This window comes from Bradyrhizobium sp. USDA 4449, from assembly GCF_054056275.1.
Map to the genome: position 1 here is coordinate 6064303 of NZ_JBSRYD010000001.1, position 12502 is coordinate 6076804.

At 64.6% G+C, this 12502-nt stretch carries 9 protein-coding genes; 6 read left to right on the plus strand and 3 right to left on the minus strand.

What is annotated here, in order from left to right:
* Positions 1-44: 44 nt before the first annotated feature.
* A complete protein-coding gene (locus ACVIIW_RS28370; RefSeq protein ID WP_456703748.1) occupies positions 45-1703 on the plus strand; it encodes a hypothetical protein in 1659 nt (552 codons plus the stop codon).
* Between the two features lie 23 nt (positions 1704-1726).
* Here ACVIIW_RS28370 and ACVIIW_RS28375 read toward each other — a convergent pair whose 3' ends face one another.
* From ACVIIW_RS28375 to tpiA, 3 genes are all read right to left on the minus strand, one after another.
* Positions 1727-3358, minus strand: coding sequence for a CTP synthase (locus ACVIIW_RS28375; RefSeq protein WP_456703749.1), 1632 nt, complete (start codon positions 3356-3358; stop codon positions 1727-1729).
* A 166-nt stretch (positions 3359-3524) separates the two neighbouring features.
* Entirely contained in the window at positions 3525-3911 is a 387-nt protein-coding gene (secG, locus tag ACVIIW_RS28380; RefSeq protein WP_456703750.1) for a preprotein translocase subunit SecG, read from the minus strand.
* A gap of 147 nt (positions 3912-4058) precedes the next feature.
* Positions 4059-4817, minus strand: coding sequence for a triose-phosphate isomerase (tpiA, locus tag ACVIIW_RS28385; RefSeq protein WP_456703751.1), 759 nt, complete (start codon positions 4815-4817; stop codon positions 4059-4061).
* Positions 4818-5092: 275 nt separating this feature from the next.
* Between tpiA and ACVIIW_RS28390 the strand changes: the two genes are divergently transcribed.
* From ACVIIW_RS28390 to ACVIIW_RS28410, 5 genes are all read left to right on the plus strand, one after another.
* Positions 5093-6994 carry a SurA N-terminal domain-containing protein gene (locus tag ACVIIW_RS28390; RefSeq protein WP_456703752.1) on the plus strand — a complete coding sequence of 634 codons (1902 nt, stop codon included), beginning with the start codon at positions 5093-5095 and terminating at the stop codon, positions 6992-6994.
* Between the two features lie 13 nt (positions 6995-7007).
* Positions 7008-8021: an anthranilate phosphoribosyltransferase gene (gene trpD, locus ACVIIW_RS28395; protein WP_456703753.1), complete on the plus strand. Its 1014-nt coding sequence runs from the start codon at positions 7008-7010 to the stop codon at positions 8019-8021.
* Positions 8022-8028: 7 nt separating this feature from the next.
* Positions 8029-8850 carry an indole-3-glycerol phosphate synthase TrpC gene (gene trpC / locus ACVIIW_RS28400; RefSeq protein WP_456703754.1) on the plus strand — a complete coding sequence of 274 codons (822 nt, stop codon included), beginning with the start codon at positions 8029-8031 and terminating at the stop codon, positions 8848-8850.
* A gap of 31 nt (positions 8851-8881) precedes the next feature.
* Positions 8882-9397 (plus strand): cyclic pyranopterin monophosphate synthase MoaC, encoded by a 516-nt coding sequence (gene moaC, locus ACVIIW_RS28405; RefSeq protein WP_456705295.1) that lies wholly within the window; start codon positions 8882-8884, stop codon positions 9395-9397.
* A 328-nt stretch (positions 9398-9725) separates the two neighbouring features.
* The gene (locus ACVIIW_RS28410; protein ID WP_456703755.1) at positions 9726-12455 is read left to right on the plus strand and encodes a bifunctional diguanylate cyclase/phosphodiesterase; all 2730 of its coding nucleotides are present in this window, start codon (positions 9726-9728) and stop codon (positions 12453-12455) included.
* The last annotated feature ends 47 nt before the right edge of the window (positions 12456-12502 follow it).

The window sequence follows — 12502 nt, forward strand, 5'->3', positions numbered from 1 at the left end:
CCACGAGCGGCGACGCGGCCGCAGCGATCAAGGGAGGCAGAAACATGACCTATTTTGATCTCGGACCGTACAGCCGCACAATCACCACGTCGGCGGCGGATGCGCAGCTCTGGTTCGACCGAGGGCTCAACTGGGTATTCGGATTCAACCACGCTGAAGCGATCAAGTGTTTTCGCAAAGCGCTCGCCCACGACGCAAGCTGTGCGATGGCGCATTGGGGCATCGGCTACGCCGCGGGCCCCAACTACAACCTGCCCTGGGTTCGCTATGACGCGCAGGGCCGCCAACTGGCGCTCGCGGCATCTTACGATGCGACGCAGGACGCCCTCGCGCATGCGGGCAACGCAAGTCCGGTCGAGCATGCGCTGATCCGGGCCTTGTCTGCGCGCTATCCGCAGCGTGAGGCAATCGAGGACATGGCGCCATGGGATAAGGCCTTCACGCAGGAGATGCGCAAGGTCTTCGCCACATACTCCGATGACCTCGACGTCCGAGCCATTCTTGCCGAAGCGATCATGAACGAGACGCCATGGCTGATGTGGGACCTGGCGTCCGGAAAACCCACCACCGGAGCCGGCACCGAAGAATGCAGGGCGGTTCTCGAACAGGCTTTCGACAGGATGCCGGCCGCCTGGGATCACCCGGGGCTGCTGCATCTCTACGTTCATCTCATGGAGATGTCGCCTTTCCCGCAACGGGCGATGCGAGCCGGCGACCGGCTTCGCGCGATCATGCCCGACAGCGGACATCTGATCCACATGCCGACACATCTCGATGTGCTGTGCGGGCAGTACAATGACGTTCTGCTCTACAACCAAAAAGCGCTCGCGACCGACCGAAGGTTCCTCGCTTATTCGGACGATCCAGGTGTCTACCTGATCTACGTCATTCACAACTTTCACTTCGCAATCTACGGCGCGATGTTCCTGGGCCAATACGCTCCCGCCATCGCCGCGGCCGAGGAACTCATTGCGACCGTGCCCGATCAGGTGCTGCGCATTCAATCGCCGCCCATGGCGGACTTCCTGGAAGGCTACCTGACGATGAAGCAGCACGTTCTCGTGCGCTTCGGCAAATGGAACGACATCATTGCCCAAGCGCTGCCCGAGGATCGCGGGCTGTACTGCTCGGTGAGCGCCATGATCCACTATGCCAAGGCGGTGGCTCACTCGGCGCTTGGCCATCTCACTGAGGCCGAAACTGAAAAGGCGCTGTTCGGACAGGCGAAGGCGCGCGTCCCGGAGAGCCGGCTCGTTCACAACAACAAGGTCGTCAACCTGCTCGGCGTGGCCGAAGCCATGCTGAATGGCGAGCTCGAATATCGCAAAGGCAACTACGACACGGCGTTTGCCGAGCTGCGCAGATCGATCGCGCTGAGCGACGCCCTGCCCTATGACGAGCCCTGGGGATGGATGCAGCCACCGCGTCACGCGCTCGGTGCGCTGCTTCTGGAGCAGGGACGGATCGAGGAAGCCGAAGCCGTGTACCGTTCCGATCTCGGCCTCGACGGAAAGTTAAGCCGGGCCTGTCAACATCCCGACAATCTGTGGTCGCTTCACGGATTGCACGAATGCCTTGTGCGGCGGGGCGACAGGGCCGAGACGCCGCTGATCAAGCAGCGGCTTGATCTCGCTCAGGCGCGGGCGGAGGTCCCGATCAAGGCATCCTGCTTCTGTCGCAGGATGGACATCGCCGCGGCGTAGGCCGCGCAAGCCGGGATCACGCCCTACACCAGCCGGCTCTGCACCATCGCCGCCTGGATGAACGAGGCGAACAGCGGGTGCGGCTCGAACGGCCGCGACTTCAGCTCGGGGTGGAACTGGACGCCGATGAACCAGGGGTGATCCTCGTACTCGACGATCTCGGGCAGCACGCCGTCGGGCGAGAGGCCGGAGAATTTCAGGCCGTGCTGCTCGAGGCGGTCCTTGTAGGCGGTGTTGACCTCGTAGCGGTGACGGTGGCGCTCCGAAATCTCGGTGGCGCCGCCATAGACCTGCGAGACGCGGCTGCCGCGGTTGAGCGCGGCGGGATAGGCGCCAAGGCGCATCGTGCCGCCGAGATCGCCGGCCTGCGAGCGCTTCTCGAGCTCGTTGCCGCGCAGCCATTCCGTCATCAAGCCGACGAGCGGCTCCTTGGTCGGGCCGAACTCGGTGGAGTTGGCATCCTCGATGCCGACGAGGTTTCGCGCCGCCTCGATCACCGCCATCTGCATGCCGAAGCAGATGCCGAAATACGGCACGTCGCGCTCGCGCGCGAACTGAGCCGCCTTGATCTTGCCCTCCGCACCCCGCTGGCCGAAGCCGCCGGGCACCAGGATGCCGTTGACGTGCTCGAGGAACGGCGCCGGATCTTCCTTCTCGAAGATCTCGCTCTCGATCCAGTCGAGATTGACCTTCACCTTGTTGGCGATACCGCCATGCGAGAGGGCCTCGATCAGCGACTTGTAGGCATCCTTCATGCCCGTGTACTTGCCGACGATGGCGATGGTGACATCGCCTTCGGGATTACGGATGCGCTCGTTGATCTCTTGCCAGCTCTGGAGCACCGGCGGAATCCGCGAACCGATGCCGAAGGCCGCGAGCACTTCGTCGTCCAGCCCAGCCGCATGATAGGCTTCGGGCACCGCGTAGATGCTGTCGGCGTCGCGCGCCTCGATCACGGCGCTTTCGCGCACGTTGCAGAACAGGCCGAGCTTGCGCCGCTCTTCCTTCGGAATCTCGCGATCGGTCCGGCAAAGCAGGATGTCCGGCTGGATACCGATCGAGCGCAACTCCTTCACCGAATGCTGCGTCGGCTTGGTCTTCAACTCTCCGGCGCTGGGAATGTAGGGCAGCAGCGTGAGGTGAATGTAGATGGCGTGATCGCGCGGCAGCTCGTTCTTGAGCTGGCGGATCGCCTCGAAGAACGGCAGGCCCTCGATGTCGCCGACCGTGCCGCCGATCTCGACCAGGACGAAGTCGTAGTCATCATTGCCTGACAGCACGAAGTCCTTGATGGCGTTCGTGACGTGCGGCACCACCTGGATGGTCGCGCCAAGATAATCGCCGCGGCGCTCCTTCGAGATGATGTCCTGGTAGATGCGTCCCGTCGTGATGTTGTCCTGCTTGGTCGCGGGACGTCCGGTGAAACGTTCGTAGTGACCGAGATCGAGATCGGTCTCCGCGCCGTCATCGGTCACGAACACTTCGCCGTGCTGATACGGCGACATCGTTCCGGGATCGAGGTTGAGATAGGGGTCGAGCTTGCGGAGGCGGACCTTGTAGCCCCGGGCCTGCAGCAGGGCACCGAGCGCCGCTGAAGCCAGACCCTTGCCGAGCGAAGAAACCACGCCGCCGGTGATGAAGATGTACCGCGCCATGGGACCTAACCTCTAATCCCTCGAATCCGATTCGCCAAAGCGATTCGCATTCCGCCCCAAAGAATCTGCGGGCCTGTGGGTGAGCCAAAACTAAGTGTGGTAACAGAGCCTTGATGGGGGTTGTTGATGCACGACGGTAGCCATCGTCCTGCATGGCCCCCCTGCTTTATTGCGAGCGAGGCACCTGCGGGCCGCTCGGCGCTGCCGGGGCCTGCTGCTCATCCGCCTTCTTCAGCGTATCGAGAATACCGCCCGAGGTCGGCGCGGTGATCGGGTTGCCGCCGGCCGGCTGGGTCTGCGACGCCGGCTGGCCAATGATCGAGGTCGGCGCGCGGTTGTAACCGGCATACCAGGACAGGAAGAGGCTGGTCAGGAAAAAGCCGGCTGCGAGGACCGCCGTGGTGCGCGACAGCAGATTCGCCGTGCCGCGGCTCGACATGAAGCCGGCGCCGCCGCCCATGCCGAGGCCGCCGCCTTCCGACTTCTGGAGCAGCACGGCGCCGATCATGACGGCAACGATCATGAGATGGATGACGACGACAACAGTCTGCATGGTATCCTTCCGTCACAAGCCGACGGCGCCGGTGCCGGCAGCCGATCGCGCTTCGCGGGTTTTCCTGAAGTTGCGCGGTGTTACACGATCGGAAGAGGCATTGCCACCCCCGATCGGCCATGGCCCCCGCTTTACACGGGGCAGTCTCTACTTAGGACAGCCTTGCGCGATCGCAAGGAAATCGGCCGCTTTCAGGCTGGCGCCGCCGACCAGCGCGCCATTGACGTTGTTCACCGCCATCAGCTCGGCCGCGTTCGAAGGCTTGACCGAGCCGCCGTAAAGGATCCGCATCCTGGCCCCATCTGCCTTGAACCTGGAGGTCAGGAGTTCCCGGATAAAGCCATGAATCTGCTCGACATCGGCGGAAGTGGGGGTCAGCCCCGTCCCGATGGCCCAGACCGGTTCATAGGCCACGACCAGGTTAGCGGCCGTGGAGCCATCCGGCAGCGAGCCAGCGAGTTGGCTGCGCACGATTTCGAGGGTCTGGCCGGCATCGCGCTGGGCCTGCGTCTCGCCGATGCAGACGATCGCGGCCGCGCCGGCCCGCCAGGCGGCCTCGGCCTTCTGCCGGATCAGTCCATCGCCCTCGCCATGGTCGGCGCGGCGCTCGGAATGGCCGACGATGATGGCGGTTGCGCCCGCGTCAACAAGCATTTCAGCCGCGATATCGCCAGTATGGGCGCCGGAGGCCTTGGCATGGCAATCCTGGGCCCCGACGGCGACGGCCCTGCCGCGCGCCTTGTCGGCAAAGGCCGCGATCAGGGTTGCCGGCGGGCAGACCAGCAGATCGGCCTTGCCAGCCACCTCTGCCGCCCCATTGAGCATGGCATCGAATTCGGCGGCCTGGGCCTTCAGGCCGTTCATTTTCCAGTTGCCGGCGATCAGCGGTCGGATGGCATTGGTCATGTCATTTTCCAGCAGAATGAGGTTTCTGCATGCGCTAGCAGAGCTATCGCGGCAGTTCCAGATTCTTGTTTTGACGCGTTTTCCTGACGCGAACCGGTCCCCACTTCGCTTGAAAACGCTTTCGGGCCTTTTAACCGCAGCTTGGAGCGGCCTGAGGCGAGGTTGCGGGGCGAAAGCCGCCACTTTATGATGGCATATCAATTTGGTGACGCGCTTTTGCGGAATCTGCATTAAGACGCGCTCCCGTTCCCCTCCTGCCAAACAAGTTGGACCAAATGCTTCGAGGAATGCGCAAGGCCTCATCAAACTGGGTCGGCAAGACCATTATGGCCGTCGTGATGGGCGTGTTGATTATCAGCTTCGGCATTTGGGGCATTGCGGACATTTTCCGGGGCTTCGGACAGTCCACGGTGGCCAAGGTCGGGCACACCGAGATTTCGCTCAACGAGTTCCGCCAGATCTACACCGACCGCCTCCAGCAGATCGGCCGCCAGTTCGGCCGCCCGCTGACGCCCGACCAGGCGCGCGCGTTCGGCCTTGACCGCCAGGTGCTGCAGCAAACGATTGCGGAAGCCGCTCTCGACGAAAACGCCCGCCGGCTCGGGCTCGGCGAGTCCGACGAGCAGATCCGCCAGCTCATCATGAATGATCCGAACTTCAAGGGCGTCGACGGCAAGTTCGATGCGAACCGCTTCCAGGGCTTGATCCGCAATTTCGGCTACACCGAGCAGCGTTACGTCGCCGAGCAGCGCAAGGTGGCGCTGCGCCGGCAGATTACCGGCACGATCGGCGCCGGTCTCGAGGCGCCGAAAACCATGCTTGACGTGGCAACCCGCTTCCAGAACGAGCAGCGCTCGATCGAGTTCGTCAGGCTCGACACGGCGCAGGCCGGCACCATCGAGGCGCCCTCGCCCGAGGCGCTCGCCGCCTATTTCGCGGATCACAAGGTCCAGTTCCGGGCGCCCGAATACCGCAAGATCGTGTTCGCCGTGATCTCGCCGGAGGAGATCGCCAAGTGGAGCGACGTCTCCGATGACGACGCGAAGAAGCTGTTCGATCAGCGCAAGGAGCAGCTCTCCACTCCGGAGAAGCGGCAGATCCAGCAGATCGTGTTCCCGAACGCGGCGGAGGCACAGGCCGCGCGCGAGCGCCTCGTCGGCGGGCTGTCTTTCGAAGATCTCGGCAAGGAGCGCGGGCTCAGTCCCTCCGATGTCGACCTCGGGCTCGTGACCAAGTCCTCACTCGAACCCGCTGTCGGCAATGTCGCCTTCGCGCTTCCTGTTGGCGAAATCAGCCAACCGATCCAGGGGCCCATCGGGGTCTCGATCGTCAAGGTCAACAAGATCGAGCCGGGCGTCGAGGCCGACTACGCCAAATTTGCCGGCGAGCTGAAGCGCCAGATCGCGACCGAGCGCGCGCGCACCAAGGTCGGCGAGCTCCGCGACAAGATGGAGGACGAACGCGGTGCCGGCACCAGCGTCGCCGATGCCGCAAAGAAGCTCGGGCTCACCGCCGTGACCATCGATGCCGTCGACCGCTCCGGCCGCGCACCGAACGGGCAGCCGGTCGCCGAGATCCCGCAGGGCCTCGACGTGGTCTCGCAAGCCTTCAACAGCGACGTCGGGGTCGACAACGACCCGATCTCCTACAAGGGCGGCTATGTCTGGTACGACGTGCTCGCCATCACGCCGTCGCGCGACCGCAGTCTCGACGAGGTTCGCGATCAGGTCGAGGCGCGATGGCGCCAGGACCAGATCGCGGCCAAGCTCAAGACCAAGGCGACCGAAATGGTGCAGAAGCTCGAACAGGGCGGCAAGCTCGCCGACGAGGCGGCTGCGATCAACGCCAAGGTCGAGACCGCCAGCGGCTTCAAGCGCAACGATCAGCCCGCCGGCGTGCCCGCAAGCATCGTGGCCGCCGCCTTCCGCACCGCCAAGGACGGCGTCGGACAGGCGCCCGTGACCGGCGGCACCGAGGTCATCGTCTATCGCGTCACCGACATCGTCGATCCCCCGATCGATATCGCCTCCGACGAGGTCAAGAAGCTGAAGGAGAGCATCGACAAGTCGCTGACCGACGAGCAGGTTGCCTCCTACGTCAACAAGCTTGAAGCAGACATCGGGATTAGCATTAATCAGGCCGCCTTCGCGCAAGTGACCGGCGCGAACCAGCAGTGAGTTGAAGCACGCGATGGACGACCTGAAATCGATTATTGGAAAAGTGGCGACCGGCGCCAGCCTGTCGCGCGACGAGGCCGCTTCCGCTTTCGACGCCGTGATGTCCGGCGAGGCCACGCCCTCGCAGATGGGCGGCCTGCTGATGGCGCTCAGGGTCCGCGGCGAGACCGTGGACGAGATCACCGGCGCGGTCACGGCGATGCGCTCGAAGATGCTCACGGTCGACGCGCCCGCGGAGGCTGTCGACATCGTCGGCACCGGCGGCGACGGCTCCGGTTCGGTCAATGTCTCGACCTGTGCCGCCTTCATCGTTTCTGGAACCGGGCTGCCCGTCGCCAAGCACGGCAACCGCGCGCTGTCGTCGCGCTCGGGCGCCGCGGACGTGCTGACTTCGCTCGGCGTGAAGATCGACCTCAAGCCCGAGCAGGTCGGACGCTGCGTAAGCGAGTGCGGCATCGGCTTCATGTTCGCCCCCGCTCATCATCCCGCCATGAAGAACGTCGGCCCGACCCGGGTCGAGCTCGCCACCCGCACGATCTTCAACCTGCTCGGACCGCTCTCCAATCCGGCCGGCGTGAAGCGGCAGATGGTCGGCGTGTTCTCCAGGCAATGGGTGCAGCCGCTGGCGCAGGTGCTGAAGAATCTGGGCTCAGAATCCGCCTGGGTCGTGCACGGCTCCGACGGGCTGGACGAGATCACCCTCACCGGCCCGACCTTCGTCTCCGCGCTCCACAATGGCGAGATCACCAGTTTCGAGGTTTCGCCCGAAGACGCCGGCCTGCCGCGCTGCGAGCCCGGCGCTCTCAGGGGCGGTGACGCGGATGCCAACGCGATCGCACTGCAAAGCGTCCTCGACGGCAAGCCAAGCCCTTATCGCGACGTCGCGCTCCTCAATGCCGGCGCCGCGCTCATCGTCGCCGGCCGCGCGAGGGACCTCAAGGAGGGTGTCGCGCTCGGCGCGAAATCGCTCGACAGCGGCGCGGCGAGCGCGCGGCTGAAGCATCTGATCGCGGTCTCGAACAGCTGAGCCTGTCATGTCCGATATCCTGACCAAGATCGAAGCCTACAAGCGCGAGGAGATCGCGGCGGCCAAGCGTGCCCAGCCGCTCTCGGCCGTCGAAGCGCAGGCCAAGGCGCAGGGAGCCGCGCGTGGCTTCGCGCGTGCCATCAGGACCAAGCATGCCAACGGCGACTACGCGCTGATTGCCGAGGTGAAGAAGGCCTCGCCGTCCAAGGGGCTGATCCGCGAAGATTTCGATCCGCCCGATCTGGCCAGGGCCTATGAGGCAGGCGGAGCGGCTTGCCTGTCGGTGCTGACCGACACGCCCTCGTTCCAGGGCCATCTCGACTTCATGGTCGCGGCGCGCGCAGCGACCTCGCTGCCGGTGCTGCGCAAAGACTTCCTGTTCGACACCTATCAGGTCGCCGAGGCGCGCGCGCACGGCGCCGATTGCATTCTCATCATCATGGCCGCGCTCGATGACGCCACCGCCAAGGACCTCGAAGACGCCGCGATTGCCCATGGCATGGACGTGCTGATCGAGATTCACGATCGCGCCGAGCTAGAGCGCGCGCTCAAGCTGCGCTCGCCGATGATCGGGGTCAACAACCGCAATCTGCGCACCTTCGAGACCACCCTGGCGACCAGCGAGATGTTGGCGCCGCTGATCCCGAAGGACCGCTTGATGGTGGGCGAGAGCGGCATCTTCACGCCGGCGGACCTTGCCCGGCTCGAGCGCGTCGGCATGTCGACCTTCCTGGTCGGCGAGAGCCTGATGCGGCAGGCCGATGTCACGGCGGCAACACGCACCCTGCTTGCGCGCGAGACCAAGGCCCGCGCCACGGGCACGCGCTGACATGGCGCGCAAGGACATGGCGCGCAAGGACATGGCGCGCAAAGCTGCGAAGACCAACCCATCGAAAACGGCGGGCCCTGCCCTGACCCATATCGGCGCCTCCGGCGAGGCCCGGATGGTCGACGTCTCGGACAAGGCTGCAACCGAGCGGCTCGCCGTCGCCGAAGGCCGCGTCGTCATGGCGAAAGCGACCCTCGACCTGATCAGATCAGGCAACGCCAAGAAGGGCGATGTGCTCGGCACCGCGCGCATCGCCGGCATCATGGCGGCGAAGCGGACATCGGAGCTGATTCCGCTCTGTCATCCGCTGGCACTGTCGAAGGTCACGGTCGAGATTGAACCCGACGCAAAGCTGCCGGGCTGCGTGGTGCGCGCCAGCGTCAAGGTGACTGGCCAGACCGGTGTCGAGATGGAAGCGCTGACGGCGGTTTCGGTCGCCTGTCTCACCATCTACGACATGATCAAGGCGGTCGAGCGCGGCGTGCGCATCGAGGGCATCCATCTCGTCGAGAAGCTGGGCGGCAAGTCGGGCCACTACCGCGCCTGATCTCGTGATCATTCGGCGACGTGCGGATCCTGTCCTGCGCCGTTGCGAACCTCGCTTGCAGAACGCGCGGCATCGAGCGGGGCCAACACGTTAGATGGTTAAGCGCTGGTTGACGTCGCAGTCACCGGCAAGAACTGACCGGATGGCGACCGTCTCCGGCAATACTCTGCCACGCATCTTGGCCCGCCCATCGATCGGATTTGTGAGTCGCGGTTCATGTCGCATTAACCGCGCTTGCTAACGTCGCCTCCACATCGATCCCGTAAACCGACGGATGTTACGTGGATCATGAGCTGATCTTGGCGTGTGCACGGCAACGATCGATGTGATGACCAAATACGGCAGCCGCCTTCTCGACCAGGCCTTCGTGCGCGGTGGACCCATCCGCTGGCTCGTGGTGGGCGGCACACTGCTGATCGCGGCGATCGCCCTCGGCGCGATCCTGATGGCACAGAATTTCCGCGAACGCGCGCTGCGCAACTCCGGCCGCGAGCTCGAAAACACCGCGCTGCTGCTCGCTCACCATTTCGATCAGCAATTCCAGGATTTCGCAGTCATCCAGCGGGATTTCGTCGATCACGTCCGCGCCACCGGTATCGCCGGGGCAGAGGACTATCGAAAGCGCCTCTCCGGCGAGGACGTTCACCGGATGCTGCGTTCAAAAATCGAGGCCTTGCCCTACATGGGCGCCGTCAACGTCATCGATGCCGACGGCAACTTGATCAATTCGTCGATGGCGTGGCCGGTCCCGAGCGTGAACGTTGCCGATCGCGCCTATTTTCGGACCTTCAAATACACTCCCTCCTCGCCCGACGTCCTCATCGCGCCGCTTTACAGCCGGGTCTCCGGCCAATGGACGATCCTGATCGTGCGCAAGATCGTTGGACCCGACGGCGAATTCATGGGCCTCATCGCGCGCGGCATCGAACCGGCCAATTTCGAGAAGTTCTTCGAGACCGTCGTGCTCGGCGAGGGCGCGACGATCTCGATGCTGCATCGGGACGGCACCTTGCTGGCCCGCTACCCGCATTCGAGCGAAATGCTGGGACGTAATTTCAGGAACGGCTCGTTCGAGCAGCAGAGGATCTTCGCGCTCGACCATTTTGCCGGCCGCGTCGCGAGTCCTGTCGACGGCGAAGACCGGCTGGTTTCGTCGCGCGCGCTGCCCCATTTCCCGATCCTGGTGATGGCGACGACCACGCGCGCCGCGGCGCTCGCCGACTGGCGCGAGCAGATCGGCATCCTGATCTCGGTCGCCGCCGCCTCTGTGCTCGCAATTGCCGGCGTGCTGGTCGCGATCGTGCGCAAGTTGCTGTGGCAGCATCGCCTGTCCCGGGAGCGGCTGACGCTGGAGAAGCAGCGCCTCGACCGCGCCGTCAATAACATGACCCAGGGCCTGCTGCTGTTCGACGCTTCGCGGCGGCTCGTGGTCTGCAACCAGCGCTATATCGAGATGTACGGGTTGTCGCCCGCAATCGTCAAACCCGGCTGCAGCTTTCTCGACGTCATCATGCATCGGAAGGCTACCGGCTCGTTGACCGGCGATGTGGACCAGTATGTCGCACGCGTGCTGCGCGACGTCCACGTGCGCAATTCCATGGTGGTCGAGACCAGCGATGGTCGATCGATCCAGGTCCTCAACGAGCCTCTCGACGATGGCGGCTGGGTCGCGACCCATGAGGACATCACGGAGCGGCGCCGTACCGAGGAGCGCATCACCCACCTCGCCCACTACGACGCGCTGACCGACTTGCCGAACCGCGCCATGTTCCACGAACATCTTCGCGGCGAACTGGCGACCATCGTTCACGGTGAACAACTCGCCGTGCACTACATCGACATCGACGAATTCAAGGGCGTCAACGACGCGCTCGGCCATCTCGTCGGCGACGAGCTGTTGAAGTCCGTGGCGCAGAGCCTGCGCGCCTGCGCCGGCCCGAGCGATTTCGTGGCGCGGCTCGGCGGCGACGAATTTGCGATTGTGCAAATCGCCGTCACCTCGCAGGACCAGGTCAGCGAGCTCGTCGCACGGGTCTTCGCCGCGATCCGCACGCCGTTCGACTGCATGGGCCATCACCTCACCACCGATGCCAGCATCGGCATTGCGTTGGCGCCGGACCACGGCACGGCGCTGGACCAGATCCTGAAGAACGCGGATATGGCGATGTATGCAGCCAAAACCGCCGGGCGCCGCACCTACCGCTTCTTCGAACCTGAGATGGATGCCAAGGTGCGGGAGCGCCGCCAGCTCGAGATCGACCTGCGCCACGCCATTGCCCAAAGGGGGCTCGAAGGCGGCCTGGAGGTCTACTACCAGCCCTGCCTCAGCCTCAAGGACGACAGTATCGCCGGCTGCGAAGCCCTGGTGCGCTGGCGCCATCCCGAGCGCGGCATGGTTTCGCCTGCCGAGTTCATCCCGATCGCGGAAGACACCGGACTGATCAACGAGATCGGCGAATGGGTGCTGGCGACCGCCTGCCGCGACGCCGCCACCTGGCCCGACGACATCCGCCTCGCCGTCAACGTCTCGCCGGTGCAGTTCAAGAACGACACGCTGGCGCTGAAGATCATGGCGGCGCTGGCCGCGTCCAATCTGGCGGCCACCCGGCTCGAGCTCGAGATCACCGAGGCCGTGCTGATCCGCGACGACGACACCGCGCTTGCGATCCTGCATCAGCTCCGCGCCATCGGCATCCGCATCGCGCTCGACGATTTCGGTACCGGCTATTCGTCACTGAGCTATCTCCACCGCTTCCCGTTCGACAAGATCAAGATCGATCGCTGCTTCGTCAGCGACATCGCAGGTCCTGACGGCTCCGCCAGCATCGTGCAGGCCGTGGTCAATCTCGCCAGCGCCCGCCGCATGGCGACCACGGCCGAAGGCGTCGAGACCGAGGAGCAGCGGCGGCTGTTGCGCACGCTCGGCTGCACCGAGATGCAGGGCTATTTGTTCAGCGCCGCCAAACCGGCCGACAAGATCGTGGAGCTGTTTGCGCTGCATCGCAGCCGTCTCGCCCAGCGCCACGGCAATGGAGCGCGCCGTCGCGAAGCCAGCTAGGGCTTCGCAAGAGACGACCGCGCTCGCCAAACGAATTTGCCCGGAAG

What these genes read in the sequence shown, in the direction of transcription:
- ACVIIW_RS28370 (WP_456703748.1), top strand. Translation starts at nt 45, where the DNA reads ATGACCTATTTTGATCTCGGACCGTACAGCCGCACAATCACCACGTCG.
- ACVIIW_RS28375 (WP_456703749.1), bottom strand. Translation starts at nt 3,358, where the DNA reads ATGGCGCGGTACATCTTCATCACCGGCGGCGTGGTTTCTTCGCTCGGC.
- secG (WP_456703750.1), bottom strand. Translation starts at nt 3,911, where the DNA reads ATGCAGACTGTTGTCGTCGTCATCCATCTCATGATCGTTGCCGTCATG.
- tpiA (WP_456703751.1), bottom strand. Translation starts at nt 4,817, where the DNA reads ATGACCAATGCCATCCGACCGCTGATCGCCGGCAACTGGAAAATGAAC.
- ACVIIW_RS28390 (WP_456703752.1), top strand. Translation starts at nt 5,093, where the DNA reads ATGCTTCGAGGAATGCGCAAGGCCTCATCAAACTGGGTCGGCAAGACC.
- trpD (WP_456703753.1), top strand. Translation starts at nt 7,008, where the DNA reads ATGGACGACCTGAAATCGATTATTGGAAAAGTGGCGACCGGCGCCAGC.
- trpC (WP_456703754.1), top strand. Translation starts at nt 8,029, where the DNA reads ATGTCCGATATCCTGACCAAGATCGAAGCCTACAAGCGCGAGGAGATC.
- moaC (WP_456705295.1), top strand. Translation starts at nt 8,882, where the DNA reads ATGGCGCGCAAAGCTGCGAAGACCAACCCATCGAAAACGGCGGGCCCT.
- ACVIIW_RS28410 (WP_456703755.1), top strand. Translation starts at nt 9,726, where the DNA reads ATGACCAAATACGGCAGCCGCCTTCTCGACCAGGCCTTCGTGCGCGGT.